The following is a 25,127-nucleotide window of genomic DNA, read 5'->3' on the forward strand; positions in this document are numbered from 1 at the left end:
GCTCTCCTTCGAGTGATATTTCTATTCTGATATTCGTATCAGAGAGATATTTGATAAGTATTTCACATATCAGATCGCGGACCGGATGATGCCAGCACTTCCCTGGAATGCACGCGATGACCCACTCAAATCTCCACCTTGAACGCCTCAGGGCGCTGGACACCAATACGGTCTCCGACGCGCTCGATTTTCTTGGCCTGCCCGGGGCCACGGTCGGCCTGCTGCCGCTGTGGAACTGCCCCAAGCTGGTTGGGCTTGCCAGCACCATACAGCTGGGCCGTAAGGGCGATGCCAAGCCTGCCGTGCACCTGATCTCTCCCGTCATCGATGCCGTGGTCTCGGATGACCGCGTGCTCGTGGTTGCCGGCGGGGTGGAGGGCATCTCCTGCTGGGGCGACATCCTGGCCAATGCCGCAGTTGCCAGGCAGGTGCGCGGCACCGTCATCGATGGTCTGAGCCGCGATATCGATGGCAGTGCAGACATTGGCTATCCCGTTTATGGCCGTGGACTGACCATGGTCAGCGCCCGCAACCGCGTGGTGCAGTTGCATGCGGCCCAGCCCGTGCAGATGGCTGGCGTCACCGTGCAGCAGGACGACTATGTGATTGCCGATCGCTGCGGCACGGTCTTCATACCAGCGGGCCGTATCGACGAAGTGCTGGACCTGGGCGAGCGCATTGCCCATCGCCAGGACGGCATGGTGGCCGCCGTGCGCGCGGGGCGCTCCGTGGCCGAGGTCATGCATGACCGGCAGTTTGAAGCGATTGCCGCGCAGCCGCAGTGATCACCGGGCGATGGCCCTTTTCTTTATCGAGCGATACACACCATGACCCATCCCCAAAAAATGAGCCAGGAAGACCAGGCACTGGTTGCCCTGTTTGAAGGACTGGATACGCCCGGCGTGTCCGATGCCATGGACAAGCTGGGCCTGCACGGCCAGGCCCTGGGCATCATGCCCCTGGCGAACTACAGCAAAACGGTGGTCGGTCCGGCCTTTACCGTCAAATACGTGCCGGCCAGCAACCCGCCCGGCACGGTGGGTGATTTCATCGATGACGTCGCTCCAGGCGATGTGGTGGTGATCGACAACGATGGCCGCAGCGATTGCACGGTCTGGGGCGACATCATGACCCAGTACGCCGGCCTGCGCGGTATTGCGGCAACGGTGATCGATGGCGTGTGCCGCGATGTGGGCAAGGCGCTGGGCGATAACTACCCGATTTTCAGCGTGGGCCGCTTTATGCGCACCGGCAAGGACCGGGTCCAGGTCGAGTCGCTGAACACCACGGTGGCCGTCGGTACGGTGCGAGTCGCATCGCGCGACATCGTGGTGGCCGATGCCAATGGCGTGGTCATTGTGCCGCGCCACCGCGCCCGCGATGTGGCAGCAACGGCCCGCAAGATCGAGGAGAGCGAATCGCGCATCCGCGAGCAGATCGCACAAGGTACCTCCTTGGGCGAGGCGCGTGCTGCGCTGGGCTACCACCAACTGCAAACCAAGGACTGAGCATGACAACGTTTTACGGAGCCGAGCAGCTTGCCCAGGCCTGCAAGCTGGGAACCTCCACCTTGTTCGAGGCCTCTGGCCTGGCCACCAGTGCCGTCGATGCGGCCATCCGTCCGGTATGGGCGGGCGCATCAGTCGCCGGGCCTGCGTATCCGCTGGAATGCTCACCCGGCGACAACCTGTCCATCCATATTGCGATGGAGCGGGCGCCGCGTGGCAGCATCCTGGTGATCTCCACCGGTGGCTTTGTCGCTGGATATTGGGGGGAGGTATTGACCGTGGCTGCAGAGGCCGCCGGTATTGCCGGCCTGGTCATTGATGGGGGCGTGCGCGATATTGCGGCCCTTACCGCACGGCGCTTTGCGGTGTTTTCGCGCGGCATCTCGATGCGCGGCACCATCAAGGCCAGTGCGCCGTCGGTGGGGCAGCCCATCAGCTTTACCGGCACGCCGGTGGCCGCTGGCGACCTGGTCGTGGCCGATGACGATGGTGTGCTGGTGATACCGGCTGCACAGGCCGAGCGCAGCCTGGCCCAGGGGCAGCTGCGTGCCGACAAGGAAGCCCGGATGATGCAGGCGTTGCAAAACGGCCAATCGACCTTGGAGCTGATGGGCCTCACCAGCTGGAGGACGCAGCAATGAATGCGCCTGCCCATGGTTTGAATCGCTTCCTGGCCCAGGTAAAACCATCGGCCACCTACCGGGTCATGGACCGCGTGGCAACGCGCCGGGCCGCCGGTGCGCAGGTCATATCCCTGTGCGCCGGTGAACCCGACTTCGACACGCCGGCCCATGTTTGCGAGGCCGGCATCGCCGCCATCCGCGCCGGCCACACCCGCTACACGCAGGTGGCTGGCCTGCGCGATCTGCGCGAAGCGGTGGCTGCCAAGTTCAAGCAAGAAAACGGGCTGGCCGTGGACTGGCGGCGCAACACCTTGGTATGCAGCGGTGGCAAGCAGGTGATCTTCAATGCGCTGGCTGCCAGCTTGAACGAGGGCGACGAGGTCATCGTGCCCGCACCCTACTGGGTCAGCTACCCCGAGATCGTGCAGCTCTGTGGCGGCAAAGCGGTAGCCGTGCCATGCACGGCGCAGACCGGTTTCAAGCTCAGCCCCGATGCGCTCGCGGCCGCCATCACCAGTCGCACCCGCTGCCTGATCCTGAACTCGCCCTCCAACCCCACCGGTGCGGTCTACAGCCGTGCTGAACTGCAGGCTTTGGCAGAGGTGCTGCTGGACCACCCGCAAGTGCTGGTGCTGGCCGACGATATCTACGAGCACCTGGTGTTTGACGGCATCGCCTTTCACACCATCGCCCAGGTGGAGCCCCGTTTGCGCGATCGGGTGCTGACGATGAACGGTGTATCCAAGGCCTATGCGATGACGGGTTGGCGCATCGGCTTTTGCACAGGCCCGGCCTGGCTGATCGAGGCCATGGAAAAGCTGCAAGGCCAGCAGACCTCTGGCGCTTGCAGCATTTCCCAGCATGCCGCGTTGGCCGCATTGACGGGGCCGCAGGACTTTGTGGTCAGCGCGCGGGCGGTGTTCCAAAGGCGCAGGGACTTGGTGGTGGAGATGCTGAACCAGGCGCCGGGCCTGCAGTGCGATGTCCCACAGGGCGCCTTCTATGCCTTTGCATCCTGCGAGGAACTGATTGGCAAAACCACCCGGGTGGGCACGCTGCTGCGCAGCGATGAAGATGTTGTCAACGCGCTGCTGGATGAGGCCGGCGTGGCGACCGTGCATGGCAGTGCTTTTGGCATGGGGCCCTATATCCGTGTGGCCTATGCGCTCGATGATGCGGCCTTGCGGCAGGCGGGCGAGGCCATTGCCCAGTTTTGCCGGTCGCTCAGCAAGTAAGCCCCGGCGGCTAGCAGTTCGGAGCGCAGGCGGGCGGTCTTCAGGATCCGCGTCCATTCCACTGAACCAGGGTTATGCAGAGGATGTTTCACAGCGCTGCATAGGTGATGGTGCGTAGGTATTCAGCAAGCTTACTAGCGGGATTAATGCAGGCTAGGCCTAAAAATGGGGCGTTGATTCGGAGTGATATATAGCCGGTGCCGTTGCGAGGGCTGTCACTTTCTTTGGGGAATTTATAAACTGCTCATCTATACTGATTTGATAATCAAATAGGAGAGAGAGTGCGCCTTCCCATCCGTATCCAAGCCTTACGCACGGCCGTGCTTGCAGCAGGCCTTGCTTTTTCACATGTCTCCAGCTGGGCTGCGCGCGATTTCACGCCGCAAGCGGGCACCTGGATCATCAGCGAAGAGCTCGATGGCAAACCAGGGCGCGGCCTTGCCATTGATGTGCAGGGCAATACCTTTTTCATGCAGGTATTTGGCTATGAGAAAAATGGCGATGCCACTTTCTATATGGCCACTGGCCAGATGGACGGCAATACCATCACTGCCCCGCTGAACCGCTACAGCGGTGGGCGCAGTTTTGGCAGTGCCGCAAGGGATGCCGTGGAGGATGGATCGCCCGGCAATGTCACCGTCAGCTTTGCCAATGGCCTGCAAGGCACGGTGCAGTTTCCTGGCGAGGAGGAGGTCGCCATACAGCGCTTTCATATGCAAAGTGCTGAATTTGAAGACCGCTATTGGATCCAAAGACGGTCCCGCAGATTCATTGTTTCGGCGGTAGATGCCGATCGCCAGGTGGCGTTTTTTGCAAATATGTCTCTGAGTGCTTCTGCCACCCCGGGTCGTGGAATGCTGATGACCTTGCGCGACATACCCGGTGATTTGCGGCAGCGAATGGATTGCGAGCGGCTGGATGGCCGGGATGTTTATACCTGCAAACCCATCGATGGTGGCATCCCCACGGAGCAGGCAAATATACAGTCGCTGCGTCTGCATATTGCGGGTATCGATGTCTACGGCACGGTTGATATTCTGAGCAATGGTGTCAGTCAACAACTGCCGCTTCAGGGCATCACGGTGGCTGGTGGCGGAGAGGTGTCCATCACTGGCTGTGGCTCCTTTATCGACGCATATGTTGGCTATCCGCGCAACTGCCACCCGGTGACCAGCCCCAGCAGTGGAACCTGGGTGGTAGAGGAGGAACTGCTCGGTAAACCGGGGCGGGGTTTTGCCATCGATGTGCAAAACGGCATGGTGCTGGCCCAGGTATTCAATTACCGGCCAGATGGTGCACCGACCTTCCATATGGGAAGCGGTCTGTACCAAGGCATCAATGCCAGTTTTCCGCTCAACCGATACGCTGGTGGCCGCGCTTTGGGTGGACCGCCAGCGAGCGGACATTTGGTGGATTCCGCAGGCGATCTGTCGATTCGCTTTTCTGAGAATGCGGTACGACAAGGCTACGATGACAACCGTTTGGTGGGCATTGCCTCCATCCCCGGTGAGGAGCCCAAGCGCATTGTGCGTATGTCGCTGGAGCCGGATGCTGCCAGCTTGCAAGGCCTGCTGGGCCAGTGGTGGATGGGCTTCTACGGTCAAAGCCTCCCGGTATTCAAGCTCGTGACACTGACGACCTTGGATGGTGACTACCTGACCAGCGAAGACGGACAGGTCGTGTGCAACCGTATCGACGCCGAGTTTCCGTCGGTGCGATGCCTGTGGACTCGCGATGGCGTGCTGATGACCGGCTATCTGAGTAACGAACCCAACAATCGCTTTGGTGGGCAGCTCCAAGTCAAGGATCGCCATGGCCATGGAATGGGCTTGGGGAATGTTCCCCCTGGATTGACACAAGCCTGCGCTGGCATTTGGCAAGCGCTGGCCTCTGCTTTGCCGTTTAAAAAGACAAGTTAGCGGCTAGCAGTTCAAATCATTGAAGCGCTTGCGCGCCTTGTACAGATCGACCTCGGCCTGGGCCAGGTCGTTGGCTGCAGCTGCTTGCACAGACTTTTTGAGCCCGGGCAGGCGGTTGTCCAAACGCGCGCATTCCAGCTTGTCGGCGGGGCTGAGTTTGAAGCGGCGCTGGTGGACCCGGTATTCATCGGCGTTCATCCCTGTCAGGGGCTGGATGGCTTCTGCGAAGGCAGCGTTGCGTTCGGCGCGCTGCACGTCCTGGCCCTTGCGGCTCTTGCCTGTCATCTTGTCCATGCCCTGGGTGGGCGTGGCATCGATTTCCGTAGCGCCCACACAGGGCGCATCCGAGTAGCTCACGCGGCCGGCCGTTTCGCAGCGGTAGACCGGCTTTTGCGCAAAGGCCGGTGCGGCGCAGCAGACCAGGGCCAGCAGCAGCAGCGAGCGCGTGGATGGGCAATGGCTGGCATGGCGAGGGGTGGAGAACAAGCGCATCGGCAGACCTTCAGCCATCCATCACGCTGCCGCAAGCGTGCCACGGCAACCCGGGAAGGTCGAGCAGCCCCAAAAGGACTTGCCGGCATGGGCCCCCTGGCGCGCGGTGCGCAGTTCCATTGCGGCGCTGCAGCGTGGGCAGCTGGGTTGGGCAGGGGCAGGGTTGGCTGCAACGGGGGCGGCAGCCGAGGCCGTCGCAACGTTGGTGCGCGCGGTTGCTGCAGCCGAGGTGCCGCTGGCTTGCGTAGCCTTGGGGCCATTCACCAGCGATTGCCGCGCACGCTGCACCATTGCAAACAGCTGGTGGCCATCGACCAGGCTGATATTGCGACCCCGTGCAAATTCCTGGGCGTCGCTGCTGAAGCGGCCGGAAGTGACCACAAAGCCGCCCGTCGCGCCCCTGGCGGCCATCACGCCATAGAGTTCGCGCACGGTGGCAACGCCCACGCGCTGGGCCTTCCACTGCTTGCATTGCACGAGGAATTTTTCGCTGCCCTTGAGCAGCACCAGGTCTACGCCGCCGTCGGGCCCATTGCCGCCCAGCTCAATGATGCGAAAGCCCTGCAGGCGGTAGGCCTCGCCCACTAGCAGCTCAAACTCGCGCCAGCTGATGTCGCCCAGCGCGGCCACATCTTGCGCCTGCGCCACCGTGCTGACCAGGGCCTTGCGCTGCTTTCTGCGCCAGGCCGACATGGCCGCGGCTATCAAGCACATCAAGGGCAGCAGGTATTGGCCGATGGAGGCCAGCCCAAAGATAAGCCCCTTCTGGACGACAGCTGCCATCATGTCGGCGGGGCGGCCTGCCAGCTCTGCCGTTGGGGGCACCACGGCCCAACGGTGCAGGAAGACATAGCTCGCTCCCGCCAGTGCCACGCAAATCCACCAGGGGAGCAGCGCCAGCAGATCCAGCATGTCTTCGAACCCGCTGCTTTTCTTGCGTCTTGCCATGGTCTCCCCCTGTCCTGGTTGGCTGATGGATGCCTGTCTCTGTGCGGCTGGCTGACGGCGGCGCAGTGCTGCTGGAAGCGCCACGCACAGACCGTTTGCTGCTTTATATTACAAAATGTATCTGCATGGTCTTACGCTTTGCTGACGGGCGTATTGGGGGCATCACCAGAGCGACAGGGGCGTTGCTGGGGTGTGCATGGCTGGCCACCACAGCCGCAGGTTCTGCAGCCACCGCTGCTTGTCTTGCGGCCGCCGCTGCTTGTTTTGCAGCCACCGCTGCTTGTTTTGCAGCCCGCTGCAGCCGTTTTTTGCCACCGCGAAAATTTTTCCCACTATTTTTCGCTTCAGGTGATCACTTTTTGGATCTCGTTCGGTGTACAGGGCAATGGCGCTATGCAGTGCCGCTCTTTTCTTTCCAGATCACCAGGACGACGAACCATGACTCTCTCTTCCCACCGCCGCAGCCGGCACCGCGAACGCTTTGCGCTGGCTTTGTTGCATGGCGCGATCCGTGCCACCTTGGTTGGGGGCAGTGCCGCAGGCCTGGCGCTGGCAGCACCTTGGGCCCTGGCGGCCGAGCCGGCTGCCGGCGCCAAGAGCTATGCGATTGCCGCGGGCCCGCTCTCAGATGTGCTGGCGCAGTACGCGGCCACGGCGGGGGTGCAGCTGGTGTTTGAGCAGTCCACCCTGGCGGGGCTGCGCAGCGGTGGCCTGCAAGGCAGCTATGGCGAGGCGGAGGGCTTTGCCCAGTTGCTGGGCGGCAGCGGTTTTGAAGTGGTCAAGCAAGGGGGCGCGACCTATGTGCTGCGCAAGCTGCCGGCGGCCAACCCTGCGGCAGCGGGCAGCGCGGCTGGGGCATCGGACATGACGTTGAACACGGTCACCGTGACGGCCGCGGCCCAGCGCAGCGGCACCACCGAGGGCAGTGGCAGCTATGCGGCGGCGCATTCGAGCACCAGCTCCAAGCTGAACCTGAGCCAGCGCGAAACGCCGCAGACCCTGACGGTCATCACCCGCCAGCAGATGGACGACGCCGGCATGACCTCGGTCGATGATGCGCTGCGCGCAGTGAGCGGCGTGTTTGCGGTCGATGGTGGCAGCATTGGCGCCAACTACTACAGCCGGGGCTTTAGCATGCAGGCCCAGGTCGATGGCATGGCCACGCCTTCGGGCATCGACAGCGGCAACCGCTCGCCCAAGTTCGACAGCGCCTTTGTCGACCGGGTCGAGGTGCTGCAAGGCGCGGCTGGCCTGATGGCCGGTGCTGGCAGCCCGGGCGGCACGGTCAATATGGTGCTCAAGCGCCCGACCGACACCTTCCAGGCGCAGGGCGAAGTCCAGCTGGGTTCCTGGAAAGAGCGGCGCCTGGTCGGCGATGTGTCCGGCCCGCTGATCGACTCGGGCGTGATCCGGGGCCGCCTGGTGGCCGTGTCTGATAACAGCGAGTCGTTTACCGACTATGTCTACCGTGACCGCTATGCGGGCTACGGCATTGTCGAGGCCGACCTGGGCCCCACAACCACCTTGAGCGCCAGCGTGCAGCTGCAAAAGGACACGAGCCGGGGCCACTTTGGCGTGCCGCTGGCGGCCGATGGCAGCGATGCCGGGCTGCCCCGCTCGTCCTTCTGGGGCGATGCCGACCACCGTTCGGTGCGCGACTACAACATCTACACCGTGGGCCTGGCCCAGCAGCTGGCCGGCGCCTGGAGCCTGAAGGCCAACTACTCCTGGCAAAAGACCAACAACGATATCGAGAACTTCAGCAGCCTCTCGGGCAACCTGAACCCGGTGACCGGCGATGGCCTCTTCATCGGCAGCCGCCAGCGCAACTACACCTCGGTCATGCATGCCAATGTGGTCGATGTCTATGCCACGGGGCCGTTTGATTTTCTGGGCCGCCGCCATGAGCTGACCCTGGGCGTCAACGGCACCAGCTACCGCGACGAGAATGCCGGCACCGGTTACTCGTCCACCACGCCAATCAATGTCTACACCTTTGATCCCGAAGGCCTGGGCCCCATCCCTGATGGCCTGCGCGCATCGACCAGCAAGACCAAGACCAGCAATATGGGTGTCTATGGCGTCGCGCGCTGGAGCCTGACCGACGCGCTCAAGCTGATCACCGGCACCCGCATCAGCAATTACGAGCGCAAGAACAGCTTGACCGGTGTCGTGGCGCCCAAGGAGAAGGGCGTGGTCACGCCCTATGCCGGGCTGGTGTATGACATCAACGCCCAGTACTCGGCCTATGCCAGCTACTCGGACATCTTCAATCCCCAGACCAACCGCAGCCAGGATGGCAATGTGCTGGACCCGGTCGTGGGCGCCAACTACGAAGTGGGTATCAAGGGCGAGCTGCTGAACAAGCGCCTCAATGTCTCGGCCGCCGTGTTCCGCCTGGCGCAGTCCAACCTGGCGGTGCTTGATTCCTCCGTGCCCAACAACCCCAGCAATGCCTGCGGCGGCGCCTGCTACACCGCAGCGGGCAAGGTCGTCAGCCAGGGTATCGACCTGGGCGTGAACGGCCAGGTGAGCCGCGAGCTGAACCTGGCAGCGGGCTATACCTATACCTCGGCCGAGTATGTGGCCGGCCCGCAAAAGGACCAGCGCTTCCGCACCGAGCAGCCGCGCCACAGCATGCGCCTAGCCGCCAACTACCAGCTGCCGGGCACGCAGTGGTCGCTGGGTGGCAATGTGGCTGCTACCAGCAAGGCCTATAAAAACGGCGGCTCGGGCGCCAATGCCTGGACCATCGAGCAGGGCGCGCTGGTGCTGGTGGGCCTGAACGCCAAGTACCGTATCACCCCCAAGACCCAGCTGAACCTGGTCGTCAGCAACCTGACCGACCGCAGCTACCGCCACCTGTATGGCCGCGAGTACGCGCCGTTTGGCGAGCCGCGCAAGTTCAGTGCTAACCTGCGCCATGATTTCTAAGCTCCCCATGCGCTTGTCCACCCTCTACCCAAGCGCCTGCGCGGCGCTGCTGGCCGGCTTGCTGGCCACGGCACCGCAGGCGGGGGCCCAGACCGCCCCGCAGGGCGCTGCAGCCGGTGCAGCTGCTACGGGCGTGCCCAGCACCGCAGCCACCCCCGCCAGCCCCTATGTGATGCCCGCCACCCAGGTCTGGGACATGGCATCGGACAACGGTGAGGTCTACCGCATCTTTGTTTCGGCACCCGACAAGGGCGAGCCCCCCAAGGGCGGCTACCCGGTGCTCTATGTGCTCGATGGCAATGCCTACTTTGGATCCTTCGCGCAGGCGCGCTGGGTGCAGGACTACCTGCCCGTGGGCAAGGCCATCATCGTGGGCGTCGGCTACCCGGGCGACAAGCCCTGGGATGTGCGCCGCATGGCTGATTACACGGCCCAACTGCGTGAGCCGCTGTCGCCCGAGGTGCGTCCTTTTGCCAAGTACAAGAGCGGTGCGCGCGCGCCGTTTTTGGATTTTCTGACCGGCAAGCTGCGCGGCGAGATCGCCCAGCGCTACCCCGTCAACCTGGAGCGGCAGTCGCTGTTCGGCCATTCCTTTGGCGGGCTGTTTGCGCTTTATACGCTGTACGAGCGCCCGCAGGCCTTTGAGTCGATTGTGGCCGCCAGCCCCTCGATGGAGTGGAACGGCCAGCATATTCTGGAGGAGGAGCGCGTGTTCCGCGACAAGGTGCAGGCCGGCAAAGTCGGCGCCACCAGCCGCCTGATGGTGGTCGTGGGCGACCGCGACGCCGATGGCGATCCGGAATCGGCCCGCATGCTGGCCGAGCGGCTGGAAGCGCTCTCCGGCTGGGGCCTGCGCGTGCGGCTGCAGCGCTACCCCAATGAGGTGCATGCCAGCGTGCCGGCGCAGGCGGCCAATGACACGCTGCGCTTTGCGTTTACGCTGCGTTAGCTTGTCTTGCCTTGGTGAATTGGCATGCCCGGCGTGACCATGTTCGCCGTCAAGATGCGGCCATAGGTCGAATCGGTGACAAACAGCTGTTTGCGCTCTGCACCCCCAAAGGCCAGGTTGGTGGTGGAGCTGCCCTTGATGCCGCATAGCACCTGCACCGGCTCGGCCAGGTGGTTCAGCACCCAGATATAGCCCAGGCCCGGGTTGGCCACCAGCACATGGCCCTGGGCATCAACGGCCAGGCCATCGGGGCCGCTGGGCCCATACGAGGTGAAGAACTGGCTCACCTTGGCAACGCTGCCATCGGGCAGCAAGGGCACGCGCCAGACGCAGTTGCCCCGCGTCACCGCCAGATAAAGCACGCGGCCATCGGGTGACAGCGCCACGCCATTGGGGCTGGGCACATTGCTGAGCAGCAGATCGAGCTGGCCATTGGGGCGCAGGCGGTAGAGGCGCCCGCTCGGGTCATGCAGGCCGCTCTGGCCCTGGTCCGTAAAGTACAGGTTGCCGCCCGCATCAAAAATCAGGTCGTTCACGCCCTTGAAGCTCTCGCTATTGCGGCGCTCCAGATAAGGCGTCACTACGCCACTGGCCACATCCAGCTGCATCAAGCCGTTCTTGTAGTCGGTGATCAAGAGCTTGCCGGGGGCCAGAAACTTCAGGCCATTGGGCTCGCCGTCATACTCTGCGACCAGACTCCACTGGCCTTGCGCATCGATGCGAAAAATGCGGCCCCAGGGGATATCGCTGACATAGAGGTTGCCGGCCTCGTCGAACACCGGGCCTTCCAGAAATGAATCGGTAATCGTGCCACCCCTGTTGGCATCAGCCCAGGCGCTGCGCTCGCGGCGGCGAAAGGACTCGGGCATGGCGCTGAAGGTATCCAGGGTGCGGACTTCAGGGGATTGCAGCAAAAACATAGGGCAGCCTTCTTGGCATCAAAAACGGGAGGGGTGTGTGCAGGATCTTGCCAGGGTTCAGAGAGGTGTGAATCCGTAGAGCTTAGCGGGGTTGTCCACCAGAATGCGGTCCATTACCGCATCGCTCACCGACCAGGCCTGCAGCAGATGGACCAGGTCCGTATCGTTGACGCTGCCCGGCCGCTCGGTGGTGTGCGGCCAATCGGAGCCCCATACCAGACGCTCGGGTGCGGCCTGCACAAGCGCGCGGCCTAGCGGCACGGTATCGGCATAGCTGGGGCCATGTACCTGGGAGCGCATATAGGCGCCCGAGAGCTTGACCCAGCAACGGCCGCCATCGAGCAAACGGCGCAGCACGCCATAGGCCTGGGCCGATGCGCCTTCGGCCGGGTCCATGCGGCCCAGATGGTCGATGACCAAGGGTACCGGCAACTGCTGCAGCACTGGCTGGAGTGCGATGATCTGCGCGGGCTCGGCAAACACCTGGATATGCCAGCCAGCGCAGTCCGGGTGGCGCGCCAGCTTCTGCGCCAGGGTCTGCAGCATCTCGGGCGTGGTCGTGCCCCAGGACTGGGGCGAGACAAAGTTCACCCGCAGCCCGCACACGCGCCGCGCCGCCAGGCGCGCCAGCTCGGCATCGCTCACCGCCGCATCCACCACCGCCACGCCGCGCGCATTGTCGCCCAGTTGGTCAAGCGCATCCAAGGTGCAGGCATTGTCGGTGCCATAGGTGGATGGCGTGACTACCACCGTGCGTGAGGTGCCCAAGCGCTGCTGCAGTTGCCGGTAGGCCGCCACGGGTGCATGGGGTGGCGTGCGCGGCCAGTGTGCCGACGGCGCAAAGCGCGTGTCAAAGATATGCATATGGCTGTCGCAGGCCAGCGCAGGCAAGCTGCGCGTGGGCCGGTTCAGGCCGACCGAATGCGGGACAGGGGTCGTGAGATCAGGCAAGGTCATCGCGGTGCAGGCGTTTTATGAAGGCGGGGCTGGCCGCTGCAGCAGCGGCGGCCAGCGGGAAGGGATCAGTCGAGTTTGATATTGCCTTTTTTCACCACCTCGCCCCATTTGGCATCTTCCTTTTTCAGAAAGGCGCTGAACTCTGCCGGTGTCGAGCCCACGGGCTGTGCGCCCAGGTCCGACAGGCGCTGCTGCACTTCAGGCTCCTTGAGCACCTCGGCGATCGCCTGGTGCAGTTGCTGGGAGATAGCGTCTGGCGTACCTGCGGGCAACAGCACGCCATTCCATTCATAGGCTTCGTAGCCGGGGATGACGGTCTCGGCCACCGTGGGCACCTCCGGCAGGCGTGCCGAGCGCTGGGGCGAAGAGACGGCCAGCGCACGCAGCTTGCCACCGCTCACCAGCGGGTAGGAGGCAGCCACGGTGGCAAACATAAAGTCCACCTGCCCGCCCATCACATCGGCAATCGCCGGGCCACCGCTCTTGTAGGGCACATGCACCATGTCCAGGCCCAGCTTCTGGCGGAACAGCTCGGCCGCCAGGCGCTGCACCGTGCCGCTGCCGCCCGATGCAAAGTTGATCTTGCCCGGTTCGGCCTTGGCCTTGGCGATCAGGTCGTTCACATTCTTCAGCGGCGACTCTGCCTTGACCACCAGTGCATTGGGCGCCAGCAGCACCAGCGACAGGGGCTGCAGCGCGTTGGCTGCATAGGGCATCTTGGCAAACAGGTGCGGGTTGATCGAGTAGGGCGTCGCGTCGTAGAGCATGGTGTAGCCATCGGCCTTGGCCTTGGCCACAAAGCTTGCGCCAATGGTGCCGCTGGCGCCGGCCTTGTTCTCCACGATCACGCTGGTGCCCAGCTTGCTGCCCATGCGGGTGGCCAGCACACGGGCCACCGCATCGGCCGCGCCGCCCGGGGCGTAGGGCACGACGATGGTGATGGGGCGCTCGGGGAAGGCGGCATGCGCGATGCTGGCGGCCAGTGCGCAGGCGGCGATCAGGGGTTGGATAAAGCGGGGCATGGTGTCTCCTAATGGTTCGTGTCAATAGATAGCAGATGCGTTGCCAGAATCAATCGGCTTTGAGGTCCAGGTCGCGCGCAATCTGGGTATAGGTCGTCACCTCGCGCGCGACCTGGCTGCCAAAGGCCTGGCCGCAGGTCGAGTCGGCGTCCAGGCCCAGGCTGTGCAGCTTGTCCACGGTGGCGGCGCTGTTGGCAAAGTCGCGCGCTGCTTTTTCCAGCTGCTGCGCAATCGCGGCGGGCAGGCCAGCGGGCGCCATCACGCCATACCAGGCATCGGCCGAGTACTTGCCGCCACCGGCCTCGGCAAAGGTGGGCACATCGGGCAGCAGCGACGAGCGCTTGGGCGAGGCAACAGCCAGCGCGGTCAGCTTGCCGTTCTTGATCTGCGGCAGCACCGAGCCCAGGGTGGCAAAGGAGCTGTCGAGCTGGCCGCCCATCAGATCGGTCACCACCGGGGCCGCGCCCTTGTAGGGCACATGGTTCAGCTGCAGGCCATTGGCGCGCGCAAACATCTCGGTCGCAAAGTGGCCGGAGCTGCCCATGCCAGCGGTACCGGCCGTGGTGCGGCCGGGCTCCTTGCGGGCGCGTGCCATGTAGTCGGCGAGGCTCTTGACCGGCAGGCCTGGCTGCACCACCAGTACCGTGGGGCTGGTTGCGACCGTGCACAGCGGCTGGAAGGACTTGAGCGCATCAAACTTGACCCGGCCGCTGTAGAGGCCCGGAATCATCGTGTGGTTGGTGGCAGCGAACAGCAAGGTATAGCCATCGGCCGGTGCACTGGCCACCGCTTGCGCGGCCAGGATGGTGTTGGCGCCGGGCTTGTTGTCGACGACAAAAGGCTGGCCCAGGGTGCGGCCGGCGTAATCCGCAAAGGCGCGTGCCACCACATCGGTGGGGCCACCGGCTGCAAAGCCCACGATGAGCCGCACCGGCTTGGCGGGGTAGGCGGGGGCCTGGGCAAAACTGGCGCTGGCCGCCAGCGCTGCCGCCGCCACCAGCGTTTGCACCGCCAGTGCGGGCAGATTTTTCTTCTTGAACATGTGCTTGTCTCTTTCTCAATCCATGCGAATGCCGCTGGCGCGGATCACACCGGCCCATTTGGCGGTTTCGGCCTGCACAAAGCTGGAGAATGCCTGCGCGCTGGAGCCTACGCCTTGTACACCCAGTTCGGCAAAGCGTTTCTGCATCTCGGGGCTGGCCACGATGGCGCGGGTTTCGGCCTCCAGCCGCTGCAGCACCGGCGGGGGCGTGCCCGCCGGGGCGAACAGGCCGTTCCATTCGTTGACCTCAAAACCGGCCAGGCCGGATTCGGCCATCGTCGGCAGCTGCTCCCAGCCTTCGCTGCGCTGGGCAGAGGTGATCGCCAGCGCGCGCAGTTTGCCGCCTTTGACAAAGGGGCCGCTGGCCGTGGTGGCGCTGAACATCGCATCGACCTGGCCGCCGATCAGGTCGGTCAGCGCCGGCGCACCACCGCGATAGGGGATATGCGTCATCTCCAGCTTGGCGCCTTGCTTGTACAGCTCCGCCGCCAGATGCTGCGCGCCGCCGTTGCCGGCCGAGGCATAGCTGAGCTTGCCCGGCGCGGTCTGCGCGGCACGGCTCAGGTCGGCCACGGTGTGCAGTGCCGAGCTGGCCGGCACCACCAGCAGCAAAGGCACCTGGTTGATCAGCGAGATCGGCGCAAAATCCTTGGCTGGCTGGTAGGGCAGTTTGGCAAACAGGCTGGGGTTGACGGTAAAGGCCGTGGCATCGAGCAGCAGCGTATAGCCATCGGGCGCAGATTTGGCCACCGCCGCCGCGCCAATGGTGCCGCTGCCGCCGGGGCGGTTGTCTACGATCACTTGCTGGCCCAGCCGGCTGCCCAGCTGGGTGGCCAAAAGTCGCGCGGTGTTGTCGGCATTGCCGCCGGGCGGGTAGGGCACGACCAGCTTGATGGGCTTGTCAGGCCAGTGGCTTTGCGCCTGGGCGGGCAGCGCGCCTGCCATGCCTGCTGCCAAGGCGATGCTGCCCAGCGCTTGGGCTGCAAGCGCTATCGGCCAGCGGTGGTTAAAAATCTGCTTCATCTTTGTCTCCTGTCTTTCAGGCGTTCCTTAACGGGCCGCATGCTTGCAGCCTCTTGGTGTTTGTAGGGGCCGGGTGCATGCCCGGCCCGTTTTTAGGCAAGGGCAAGCAACGCTGGCTTGCCCGTACGCCAGCCGGTGCTTTAGGCCGTGGCTGGCGCCTTGGCCAGCACGGCCAGCAGGTTCTGCGCTGCGCCCACGCCCATGTTCACGTAGGCATCGCTGGTCACACCGCCAATGTGGGGGCTGAGGACAAAGTGCGGCTCGCCTTGGAAAGGGTGGCCGGCGGCCATCGGCTCCACCGCAAAACTGTCCAGGCCCGCAGCCATCACCTGGCCGGCGCGCACGGCAGCCAGCAAGGCGGCCTCGTCGATCAACCCACCGCGCGCGGTGTTGACGACGATGACGCCCCGCTTGCACTGCGCCAGGGTGGCGGCATTGAGCAGGCCCCGGTTCTCTTCCGTCAGCGGGCAGTGCAGCGAGATCGCATCGGCCTCGCGCCAGAGGGTGTCCAGGTCCACGCTGTGCACATAGGCCGGCAGGTTCTTGGCAAAGGGGTCAAAGCCGATGACGCGCATGCCCAGCGCATCGGCCATCTTGGCAAAGCGCAGGCCGATGGCGCCCAGCCCTACCAGGCCAATGGTGCGGCCGCCCAGCTCCAGGCTCTTGTGCGTGGCCTTGTCCCAGTGGCCGGCATGCATGCGTGCATCGAGCGCCACGACGGACTTGGCGCAGGCCAGCAGCAGCGCCAAGGCCTGCTCGGCCACGGCGGCGGCGTTCGCGCCCACGGCGGCGACCACGTCAATGCCACGCGCCTTGGCCGCGACTTTGTCGATGGTGTCCGTGCCGCTGCCGTGCTTGGAGATGACCTTGAGCGACGGGGCCGCATCCATCACCGCCGCGCCCACCTTACCGTAGCGCACGATGATGGCGACCGGGTCATGCTGTTTGGCCAGCGCCACCAGGTCGTCTTCGGTCGGCGTTTTGCCGGCGTAGATGACGTCGTAGCCGCCAAGCAGGTCCAGCGCTTGCTGCGCCAGATCGGCGCCGGTGACGATGATGCGGGGGTTCACAGCGATTCTCCTTCTTTGAGCACGCCGGCCGCGCGCAGTGCAGCGGGCAGCCATTTCGATGCCGTGTCGCCCCGGGCAATGGCGTCGATGCGGGCGGCTTCGTCGGCCACTTTCTTGTCGGCCAGGGCCATCAACGCAGGCGCCTTGGCGCGCTCGATCACGACCACGCCATCGGCGTCGCCCACGACCAGGTCACCGGGGTTGACCGTGGTGCCACCGGCCGATATGGGGTGGTTGATGCGGCCGGGCACAAACTTGGTCGGGCCGGCGGGGTTGAAGCCGGCGCTGAACACCGGGAAGTCCAGGTCCAGGATTTCCAGCTTGTCGCGGATGGCGCCGTCGACGATGACCCCTGCCAGGCCAAGCTTCTTGCAGGCGCTCAGCATCAAGGTGCCCATCAGTGCGGCCGTCTGGTCGCCCTTGCCATCGATCACCAGCACATCGCCGGGCTTGGCCAGCGCAATGGCGGCATGGATCATCAGGTTGTCGCCGGGGCGCACTTCGACGGTGAAGGCCGGGCCGGCGACCTGCATGCTTTGGTGGACGGGTGCAACCCGTGCATGCATGGTGCCGCGGCGGCCGGCCACGTCGGCCAAAATGGCGGCCTGGAAGCTGCTGGCCTTGGCAACGACGTCGGCGCTGACGCGATCGATGTCACGGATGATGTCGGGAAGTTGGCTCATGGTGTTGGTCCGTTGGGAGGGATGAAAAAAGGGGCATGGCTGGCGCTCCGCGCCGCATGGGTCTTTCCGTGATGGATGGCCTGCACACCGTTGGCGGAGCCGGCGTTTTGCAGCGTGCCCAGCGGTTGAGGGCAGAGGGCTGTGCTGCCCGCCGAGAAACGGATGGGCATAGCCAAGCTGGCGCAGTGCATGGCGCGGTCTCTCAGCGGGTCGGTTGGAAAGGACGGTGGTGCGGGCCGGCTGTGCTGCGGCCTTAGTTCAGGCTGGCGCCTGAGTCCTTGACGATCTTGGCCCAGCGGGGCACTTCGGCATGCATCAGCTTGCCAAAATCTTGCGCGCTGCCGCCCAGGATATCGCCGCCTTCGGAGCGCAGTTTCTCGACCACATCGGGCTCGGCCAGCGCGGCGTTGATGGCTTTGTTGAGCTTTTGCACGATCGCCTCTGGCGTGCCTGCCGGGGCCAGGATGCCAAACCAGGTAATGGCCTCAAAGCCCTTGCTGCCGGACTCGGCCATCGTCGGGGTGGAGGGCAACTCGCCCGAGCGCTGCTTGGAGGTGACCATCAGCGGCTGGAGCTTGTCATTGCGCACCTGGCCGATGAGGGACGGAATCGATCCGACAAAGAGGTCGATCTGGCCGCCGGACAGGTCGGTGATCGCTTGCGCAATGCCTTTGTAGGGGACGTGGCGCAGCTTGACGCCGGTGGCCTGCTCAACCTGGGTGACGGCCAGGTGGGCGACGGTGCCATTGCCGGCATAGCCCACGGTGACGGTATCGGGCTTGGCTTTTGCCGCCTTCAACACCTCGGCGATCGAATGCAGCGGGGTGCCCGAGCCGCTGACCATCAGGATCGGCGACGAGGAGACCAGCGCGACCGGGGTCAGGTTTTTGAGCGGGTCGTAGGGCAGCTTTTTGTACAGCGCCGGGTTGATCGCCAGGTTGCTGGTCTGGCCCATCACCAGGGTGTAGCCATCCGGGGCGGCCTTGGCAGCGGCATCCACGCCCAGGTTGCCGCCGGCGCCGGGGCGGTTGTCCACGACGATGTTCCAGCCATTTTTCTCGGTGATCTTTTGCGCGACGGCGCGGGCAATCATGTCGGTGCCGCCGCCGGGCGGAAAGGGCACAAACAAACGGATGGGCTTGGCCGGGTAGTTGCTTTGGGCGTAGGCACCGGTGGCTGCTGCGGCGAGTACCGCCGTGCCCAGCGCCAGGCGGCACAGGCGCGCCGAGATCGAAATCGCTCGTGTCGTGATCGTCATACGTTGTCTCCGTATCGTTTTGTTGGTGTGGCCTTTTGGTCTGCTGCCAATCGGTGCGCCACTTTAAAAAAAAGTTTCAAGGGATACAATGCCGTTTCAACCAATGAAACACATTGCACGATGAGCAACCCTTCTCAGCGCCCCGAAAGCCCCCGGTCCAAGGCCAAAACCGCGCCTGTTGCTGCGCCGCACCCGGAGCCTGAAGCAGCCCCTGCCGAGGCGCTGCCAGAAGAGGGCGCATCGTCGACCAGCACCGTCACTGCGGTGCTGCGGGCCATGCAATTGATCGATGCGTTTGCGTTGGGAGAATCCCATTTGCCGCTGGCCGAACTGAGCCGGCGCTGCGGTCTGCACAAGACCACGGCGCTGCGCATTGCGCGCACCTTGGCGCAGTCGGGCTACCTGGTGCAGCGGGATGATGGCGACTGGCGCCTGGGCCCGGCAGCGGGCTGGTTGGGCGCGCGCTACCAGGCCGGTTTTGATGTGCAGAATGTGCTGGAGCCGGCGCTGCGTGCGCTGACGATGGCGAGTGGCGAAAGCGCCGCTTTTTATGTGCGCGAAGGCAATGTGCGCACCTGCCTGGTGCGGGTGGAGGGCCCCCAGGCCTTGCGCCACCATGCGCGCATGGGCGAGGGGCTGCCGCTCGACAAGGGCTCGCCAGGGCGGGTGATTCTGGCGTTTTCGGGCGAGCCGGGCGACTTGTACGAAGCCATCCGCCAGCGCGGTTTTCACTGGTCGATTGGCGAGCGCGAGCAGGGCGTGGCTACCATCTCCGCGCCGGTGTTTGGCAAGCACTGGCGGCTGCTGGGCTCCGTCTGCGTGTCAGGCCCGGCCTCGCGCCTGCCGCAGCAAAAGCTGGAGGAAATGTCCAAGACCGTCATCGCTGCGGCCAACCAGCTGTCCTATGCGTTGGCGGGCAATACCGGGCCGTCTGCGACCCTGGTGCGGGCCAGCCACTGGCACCCCTGAGTCCTGCGCGGGTGTGGCTGCGGCGTCCCTCGCGCGGCACGTCGAACAAGGGACTGCTGCAGCGGCTTAGCGCAGCATGCAAGGGCGCTTGTTGTCAAAGCGCCAGCCCGGCACCAGGTACTGCATGGCGATCGCATCATCGCGAGCACCCAGGCCGTGCTGCAGGTAAAGCTGGTGGGCGCGTTCGACGGCATCCATGTCCAGCTCAATGCCCAGGCCGCCCTGTTGCGGCAGCTCGATATAGCCGCCCTTGATCTGCAGCGGTTGCTTGGTGAGGCCCTGGCCGTCCTGCCAGATCCAGTGCGTGTCGATGGCGGTGACCTTGCCCGGTGCGGCAGCGCCCACATGGGTGAACATGGCCAGCGACACATCGAAATGGTTGTTCGAGTGCGAGCCCCAGGTCAGGCCAAAAGCCTGGCAGAGCTGGGCCACGCGCACCGAGCCCGAGAGGGTCCAGAAGTGCGGATCGGCCAGCGGAATATCGACCGATTGCAGCGACAGCGAATGGGCCATCTGGCGCCAGTCGGTGGCGACCATATTGGTCGCCGTGGGCAGCCCGGTCGCACGGCGGAACTCGGCCATCACTTCGCGGCCGGAGAAGCCTTCTTCGGCGCCGCAAGGGTCTTCGGCATAGGCGAGGATGCCGTGCAGATCGCGGGTGATGCGCACCGCATCCTTGAGCAACCAGCCGCCATTGGGGTCCAGGGTGATGCGGGCTTTCGGAAAGCGCTCGTGCAGCGCGCGGATCGCTTCGACCTCGTCCTCACCGCGCAGCACACCGCCCTTGAGCTTGAAGTCCTCAAAGCCATAGCGCGCATAGGCGGCTTCGGCCAGGCGCACGATGGCCTGCGGGTCCATGGCTTTTTCATGGCGCAGGCGCTTCCAGTCATCGGCCTCGTCGGGAAAGCTTTGGTAGGGCAGGTCGGTCAGTTCGCGGTCGCCCACGTAGAAGAGGTAGCCCAGCATCTGCACCGAGGTGCGCTGCACGCCTTCGCCCAGCAGCGCCGCCACCGGCACGCCCAGGTGCTGGCCCAGCAAGTCCAGCAGGGCAGATTCGGCAGCGGTCACCGCATGGATGGTGGTGCGCAGGTCAAAGGTCTGCAGCCCACGGCCTGCGCTGTCGCGGCCCGCAAAGTTGCTGCGCATCGCGTTCAGCATGGCGTTGTAGTTGCCCACCGGCTGGCCCAGGATCAGCGCACGTGCATCTTCCAAGGTGTTGCGAATGCTCTCGCCACCGGGTACCTCGCCCACCCCCGTGCGGCCTGCGCTGTCGGTCAGGATCAGCAGGTTGCGGGTGAAGAACGGCGCATGGGCGCCGCTCAGGTTGAGCAGCATGCTGTCATGCCCGGCCACCGGCACCACGCGGTAGCCGGTGATGCGGGGGGTGGAAGAGGGCGATGCGGATGTGGTGGCTTGCATGGTGGGCGGGGGTACAAAAGATAAGAAAAGCAGGCTGGGCAGCGGGTGGTTCTGTCCCGCCGCCAGGCCCTGGGTGATTATTGTGCGGTGATGTTGCCCGTGGTGATGACCTGCTTCCAACGCGCAAACTCCTTGCGCTGAAACTCGGTAAAGACCTCGGGGCTGTTGCCGACCACTTCCAGGCCCATGTCGGTGAACTGCTTGCTCACAGCTGGGTCATGCAGCGCTTTGGCAATACCGTCGTAGAGCTTGGCCTTGATATCGGCGGGCAGGTTCTTGGGGGCGGCAAAGGCTTGCCAGGCATAGACGTCCATGCCGTCAATGCCGGCTTCGGCCATCGTCGGCACATCGGGCAGCACGGCCGAGCGCTTGTTGCCCGTGACCGCAATGGCCTTGAGCTTGCCCGACTTGATGTGCGGGAACACGCTGTTGACGTTCTGGAAGGACATGTCCACCTGGCTGCCCAGCAAATCGGCGGTGGCCGGCGCGCCGCCCTTGTAGGGCACATGCAGGCCCTTGGTGCCTGTCTTTTGCCAGAACAGCTCGGCAGTCAGGTGGTCCGACGAGCCCGCGCCCGAGGTCGCAAAACTGACCGTATCGGGCTTGGCTTTGAGCATCGCGATGACGTCCTGCACGTTGTTGACCTTGGGGGCGAGGCTGGGGTTGACCACCAGCACATTGGCCGTTTGTACCGCCACCGTGATGTAGCTGAAATCACGCGTCGGGTCATAGGGCAGGCCCTTGATCAGATGGGGTGCCACCACGAGCGGTGCCAGCGACGAGACCAGCAACGTATAGCCATCGGCCGGGGCGCGCGCCACCTGGGCGGCGCCAATGCTGCCGGTGGCTCCTGCCTTGTTTTCCACCACCACCGACTGGCCCCACTGCTGGCCCAGGTTGTTGCCAATCGCACGGGCCACCGTGTCGGTCGCGCCGCCCGCGGGGAAGGGCACGATGATCGTGACCGGCTTGTCCGGCCAAGCCCAGGCACTGGGGCTGGCGGCCAAGGCCGCAGCGCTGGCGCAGACGAGGGCCGCTATCTTTTTCCATCCTGGTTTTGGGGTGGTGCTCATGTTTGTCTCCTGCTTTTAAGGCGTTGCTGAAATCTGGCTGAGCGATGTTTCGCTTCGACTAGTTAACGTTAACATTGGAATTTGTCGTATTGTTAACGTTAACTTTGGCTGAGAAATCAGTAATTACCCGATATTGCCAGTGCGGCAGGGCTGGGAGTTTTGCGGGGGTGGCTGTTTAGCCGCTGCTACGCTGGGTGATGGAAAAGCCGATATCGACACGCTGCGCATCGATGGGCTGGTCCAGGGTGCGGGCCACAATCATGTCGGCTGCGAGCTGGCCAATGCGGGTGCCATCCAGCCGCACGGTGGTGAGGGGCGGGGCGGTGTCCTTGGCAAACTCCTGGTCGCCCAGACCGACAACAGCCAGGTCCTCGGGCACGCGCAGGCCCTGGTGCTGCGCCTCGACCAAGGCACCCAATGCCAAGGTATCGGAGCTGCAGAAAACGGCGGTGACCTCGGGCCGCTGGGCGAGGATCTCGGCCAGACCGCGCCGCCCGCCGCCCAAGGTGCTGGGCGCCGGCGTGTAGGCCACCGTCACCTCGGGCAGGCCGGCAGCTTGCGCCGCCTGCGCATAGGCCGCCACGCGTACCCGGGCACGCGCATCGTCACCGCTGACCATGCCCAGCTGCCGGTGCCCCTTGGCGATGAAATGCGCCGCCACCGCTTGGCCAATCGCGCTGTGCGAAAAGCCCACCAGCATGTCGATCGCCGTGTCGGTCAGGTCCCAGGTCTCCACCACCGGAATGCGCGAGGCCTGCAGCAGCGCCCGGCCTTCCTCGGATGCCGCCATGCCGATCATCACAATGCCATCGGGCCGGCGCTGGATGATGGCGCGGATCAGGTCCGCCTCTTGCGCGGCGTCATAGCCGGTGCGGCCAATCATCAGCTGGTAGCCGTGCTGGTTGAGCGCATGGTCGAGCGACTGGATCAACTCCTGGAACACGGGCCCCACCAAGGTCGGCAGCAGGGCCGCCACCAGCCGCGCCCGTGACAGCCGCAGCCCGCTGGCCAGCGCATTGGGCACATAGCGCATGCTGGCGATGGCATCGCGCACACGCTGCAAGGTCTCCGGGTTGAGCCGCTCAGGGTGGTTGATCGCCCGCGACACCGTCATCGCAGACACGCCCGCAGCGCGGGCTACATCTTGGATTTTGGACGGTCGGTCAGTGGGTTGCACGGGCTGGTGGGGATGGTGGCTGAAAGTGCCGCTATCGTAGTCCATGCTAGGTGCTGCGGGGCGGTGCAGCGGGATTTGGGCGGTATTTGAGCCAGCTTTGGCGGGCGGTAGTCGCCCCCTGCCAACAAGACGCACTCAGAGGTTTAATGGCCGAGGATCCATTCACTTGCACTCCACGATCTACCTATGAAGAACGCCATCATCCCATCCATCTGCGTCGAGCCCGCTTTCCTGCACGAGGTGGAGCGTGTATTGGAGCCGAACGAAAGCCTGGCGTCTTTTGTCGAGACCGCTGTCCTCCGCGAGATTCAGCAGCGGCAAGCACAGGCTGGATGGCTGCAGCGGGGATTGGCCGCCAGGCGACACAACAGCGCTGCTGCTGGCATCCCTGCAGAGGTGGTGATTGCCCGCCTGGAGGTCAAGCTGGCTGCGGCCAGGCAGCGCAAATGAACCTCTCAATGTCAGACAGCTGGATCTCAACCCACCCGCCCCACCTGCAACGCTGATACCGCCCCACGCGCAGGCCACAGCGCCACCAGCACCAGCAGCACCGCCACCAGCAAATAAGGCGCGCCAGGGTGCAGGTCATAGACCAGGGTGCCCACCAGCGGTCCCAGGATCATGCCCAGGCCATGGGCTGCAGCAACGGTGCCGGCGGTGGCGCCTTGCTCATGCGCGCCCACGGCATTGGCGGCCAGTGCCATGACGGAGGGGAAGACCCAGCCCATGCCAGCGGCGCCTAAAAGGTAGCCGGCCCACAGCGCCCAGGGTGTGCTGGCCAGCAGCAGCGATGCAAAGCCCAGTGCAGACAGGGCGCAGCCGGCGCGGATCAGGCGCTGCGGCGTCCAGCCCAGCTTGCGCACGGCCAGCTGCGCGAGGATCAGGCCCACACCGACAACGGCCAGTGCAATGCCGGCGGCGCGTGCGGCGTCGCTGGCCTCCAGCTGCAGCCGGTCCAGCGCGAAGAAGCCCACAACGACCTGGGCAATGGTCACGCTGAACATCGCGCAAAAGGCGACGGCCATCGGGCGGCGCAGGCGCGGGTCGCTGATTTTGAGGTGGCCGGTGGGCGGGTTGGCATGCTGCTCGCTGCGCGGCAGCCAGCGCCACAGCACCAGCAGCGCAAGGGCAGGGAGCACGGCGGTGATCAGCAGCGGCAGCTCCAGGCTGTGCGCGGCCAACAGGCCGGTAACGCCGGGGCCCGCCACCATGCCGATACCGCTGGCGGCGCCCAAGGTGGCCATGGCCGCCGCACGCTGCGGGCCGGGCACATGGTCGGCCACCAGCGCTGCACCGGTGGCAGGCACGGCCGCATAAAAGCCCCCGGCCGTGCCGCGCAGCAGTACCAGCCCGGCAAATGCCAGCCACACCGGCGGCTGGCTGCGCAGCGCAAACACGATAAAGCTGCACAGCAATGCATAGCAGACCACAAAGCCGCTTAAGCCCCGCAGCAGGATGGGGCGCCGGCCCCAGCGGTCACTGGCCGCCCCCCAGCGCCTGGCCAGCAGCACCCAGGCCAGGCCCCCCACGGTCACGGCCATGCCGGCCTGCCAGGGCGCCAGACCCAGCAGCCTGGCGATGGGGCCGATCAGCGCCACAAAGGACATCATCGACAAGGTGCAGACAAAGTTCTCGAACATCAGCGGCCGCATGCTGAAGCTGCGCATGGGCGCCGTGGACGGGGCCGCATCGGATGGGCGGGCGGTGCTTGCCGAGGTAGATGGGACGGACATCAGACTCCTTCAATAACATGGTCTTTAAATGATAATCAATCTCATTCAATGATAGACTCGGTCCCTGTGATTTGCCCCTCTTGTGATGAACGTCATCCCGCCATGCGCCCCGTTTGCGGCGCTGCCAACGCCCCGGCGTTGTGGGGGCCAATGGGCAGCGGTGCTGAACCGCT

Annotated in this window: 23 protein-coding genes; 9 read left to right on the plus strand and 14 right to left on the minus strand. The window is 64.7% G+C overall.

Features of this window, described 5'->3' with window-relative positions:
* Nucleotides 1-116 precede the first annotated feature (116 nt).
* The 5 genes from WH303_RS14240 (at nt 117) to WH303_RS14260 (ending at nt 5,285) form a co-directional block, all read left to right on the plus strand.
* Complete coding sequence (locus WH303_RS14240) at nt 117-785, plus strand: RraA family protein (RefSeq protein WP_021026381.1); 669 nt, start codon at nt 117-119, stop codon at nt 783-785.
* Between the two features lie 60 nt (nt 786-845).
* Nucleotides 846-1,508: an RraA family protein gene (locus WH303_RS14245; RefSeq protein ID WP_027010782.1), complete on the plus strand. Its 663-nt coding sequence runs from the start codon at nt 846-848 to the stop codon at nt 1,506-1,508.
* 2 nt (nt 1,509-1,510) lie between these two features.
* Nucleotides 1,511-2,149 (plus strand): RraA family protein, encoded by a 639-nt coding sequence (locus WH303_RS14250; protein ID WP_339519274.1) that lies wholly within the window; start codon nt 1,511-1,513, stop codon nt 2,147-2,149.
* Complete coding sequence (locus WH303_RS14255; protein ID WP_339519275.1) at nt 2,146-3,366, plus strand: pyridoxal phosphate-dependent aminotransferase; 1,221 nt, start codon at nt 2,146-2,148, stop codon at nt 3,364-3,366. Before WH303_RS14250 ends, WH303_RS14255 begins: the two co-directional genes overlap by 4 nt.
* Before the next feature lie 281 nt (nt 3,367-3,647).
* Nucleotides 3,648-5,285, plus strand: a complete 1,638-nt coding sequence (locus tag WH303_RS14260; RefSeq protein ID WP_339519276.1) for a hypothetical protein — start codon at nt 3,648-3,650, stop codon at nt 5,283-5,285.
* A 3-nt stretch (nt 5,286-5,288) separates the two neighbouring features.
* On the opposite strand, the gene WH303_RS14265 is transcribed toward WH303_RS14260, so the two are convergent.
* The gene (locus WH303_RS14265; protein WP_021026386.1) at nt 5,289-5,795 is read right to left on the minus strand and encodes a DUF4124 domain-containing protein; all 507 of its coding nucleotides are present in this window, start codon (nt 5,793-5,795) and stop codon (nt 5,289-5,291) included.
* Between the two features lie 3 nt (nt 5,796-5,798).
* Nucleotides 5,799-6,725, minus strand: coding sequence for a restriction endonuclease (locus tag WH303_RS14270; protein WP_339519277.1), 927 nt, complete (start codon nt 6,723-6,725; stop codon nt 5,799-5,801).
* A gap of 438 nt (nt 6,726-7,163) precedes the next feature.
* Between WH303_RS14270 and WH303_RS14275 the strand changes: the two genes are divergently transcribed.
* Together WH303_RS14275 and WH303_RS14280 are read left to right on the plus strand one after the other, a co-directional pair.
* Nucleotides 7,164-9,659 carry a TonB-dependent siderophore receptor gene (locus WH303_RS14275; RefSeq protein ID WP_339519278.1) on the plus strand — a complete coding sequence of 832 codons (2,496 nt, stop codon included), beginning with the start codon at nt 7,164-7,166 and terminating at the stop codon, nt 9,657-9,659.
* A gap of 7 nt (nt 9,660-9,666) precedes the next feature.
* Nucleotides 9,667-10,608: an alpha/beta hydrolase gene (locus tag WH303_RS14280; RefSeq protein WP_339519280.1), complete on the plus strand. Its 942-nt coding sequence runs from the start codon at nt 9,667-9,669 to the stop codon at nt 10,606-10,608.
* On the opposite strand, the gene WH303_RS14285 is transcribed toward WH303_RS14280, so the two are convergent.
* The 8 genes from WH303_RS14285 to WH303_RS14320 form a co-directional block, all read right to left on the minus strand.
* Nucleotides 10,605-11,528, minus strand: coding sequence for an SMP-30/gluconolactonase/LRE family protein (locus WH303_RS14285; protein WP_339519281.1), 924 nt, complete (start codon nt 11,526-11,528; stop codon nt 10,605-10,607). The genes WH303_RS14280 and WH303_RS14285 overlap by 4 nt on opposite strands.
* Nucleotides 11,529-11,585: 57 nt before the next feature.
* Nucleotides 11,586-12,485, minus strand: a complete 900-nt coding sequence (locus tag WH303_RS14290; RefSeq protein WP_339519283.1) for an amidohydrolase family protein — start codon at nt 12,483-12,485, stop codon at nt 11,586-11,588.
* Nucleotides 12,486-12,550: 65 nt separating this feature from the next.
* Nucleotides 12,551-13,507 carry a tripartite tricarboxylate transporter substrate binding protein gene (locus WH303_RS14295; RefSeq protein ID WP_339519285.1) on the minus strand — a complete coding sequence of 319 codons (957 nt, stop codon included), beginning with the start codon at nt 13,505-13,507 and terminating at the stop codon, nt 12,551-12,553.
* A 49-nt stretch (nt 13,508-13,556) separates the two neighbouring features.
* A complete protein-coding gene (locus tag WH303_RS14300; RefSeq protein WP_339519286.1) occupies nt 13,557-14,549 on the minus strand; it encodes a tripartite tricarboxylate transporter substrate binding protein in 993 nt (330 codons plus the stop codon).
* Between the two features lie 15 nt (nt 14,550-14,564).
* Nucleotides 14,565-15,572: a tripartite tricarboxylate transporter substrate binding protein gene (locus WH303_RS14305; protein WP_445228288.1), complete on the minus strand. Its 1,008-nt coding sequence runs from the start codon at nt 15,570-15,572 to the stop codon at nt 14,565-14,567.
* Between the two features lie 140 nt (nt 15,573-15,712).
* Entirely contained in the window at nt 15,713-16,642 is a 930-nt protein-coding gene (locus tag WH303_RS14310; protein WP_339519287.1) for an NAD(P)-dependent oxidoreductase, read from the minus strand.
* The gene (locus WH303_RS14315) at nt 16,639-17,325 is read right to left on the minus strand and encodes an RraA family protein (protein ID WP_339519288.1); all 687 of its coding nucleotides are present in this window, start codon (nt 17,323-17,325) and stop codon (nt 16,639-16,641) included. Before WH303_RS14315 ends, WH303_RS14310 begins: the two co-directional genes overlap by 4 nt.
* 253 nt (nt 17,326-17,578) lie before the next feature.
* Nucleotides 17,579-18,583, minus strand: coding sequence for a tripartite tricarboxylate transporter substrate binding protein (locus WH303_RS14320; RefSeq protein ID WP_021026397.1), 1,005 nt, complete (start codon nt 18,581-18,583; stop codon nt 17,579-17,581).
* A 120-nt stretch (nt 18,584-18,703) separates the two neighbouring features.
* Here WH303_RS14320 and WH303_RS14325 point away from each other — a divergent pair, with 120 nt between their 5' ends.
* On the plus strand, nt 18,704-19,552 hold the full coding sequence (locus tag WH303_RS14325) for an IclR family transcriptional regulator (RefSeq protein WP_339519289.1): 849 nt from the start codon (nt 18,704-18,706) through the stop codon (nt 19,550-19,552).
* Between the two features lie 66 nt (nt 19,553-19,618).
* On the opposite strand, the gene gudD is transcribed toward WH303_RS14325, so the two are convergent.
* From gudD to WH303_RS14340, 3 genes are all read right to left on the minus strand, one after another.
* Nucleotides 19,619-20,971, minus strand: coding sequence for a glucarate dehydratase (gene gudD, locus WH303_RS14330; protein ID WP_339519291.1), 1,353 nt, complete (start codon nt 20,969-20,971; stop codon nt 19,619-19,621).
* 77 nt (nt 20,972-21,048) lie between these two features.
* Nucleotides 21,049-22,044, minus strand: a complete 996-nt coding sequence (locus WH303_RS14335) for a Bug family tripartite tricarboxylate transporter substrate binding protein (RefSeq protein ID WP_339519293.1) — start codon at nt 22,042-22,044, stop codon at nt 21,049-21,051.
* Between the two features lie 175 nt (nt 22,045-22,219).
* The gene (locus WH303_RS14340; protein ID WP_339519294.1) at nt 22,220-23,266 is read right to left on the minus strand and encodes a LacI family DNA-binding transcriptional regulator; all 1,047 of its coding nucleotides are present in this window, start codon (nt 23,264-23,266) and stop codon (nt 22,220-22,222) included.
* A gap of 141 nt (nt 23,267-23,407) precedes the next feature.
* Between WH303_RS14340 and WH303_RS14345 the strand changes: the two genes are divergently transcribed.
* Nucleotides 23,408-23,671 (plus strand): YlcI/YnfO family protein, encoded by a 264-nt coding sequence (locus WH303_RS14345; RefSeq protein WP_339519296.1) that lies wholly within the window; start codon nt 23,408-23,410, stop codon nt 23,669-23,671.
* A gap of 26 nt (nt 23,672-23,697) precedes the next feature.
* Here WH303_RS14345 and WH303_RS14350 read toward each other — a convergent pair whose 3' ends face one another.
* The gene (locus tag WH303_RS14350; protein ID WP_339519297.1) at nt 23,698-24,954 is read right to left on the minus strand and encodes an MFS transporter; all 1,257 of its coding nucleotides are present in this window, start codon (nt 24,952-24,954) and stop codon (nt 23,698-23,700) included.
* Nucleotides 24,955-25,127: the final 173 nt, after the last annotated feature.

Source organism: Comamonas sp. MYb69, from assembly GCF_037479315.1.
Taxonomy (GTDB): domain Bacteria; phylum Pseudomonadota; class Gammaproteobacteria; order Burkholderiales; family Burkholderiaceae_C; genus Comamonas.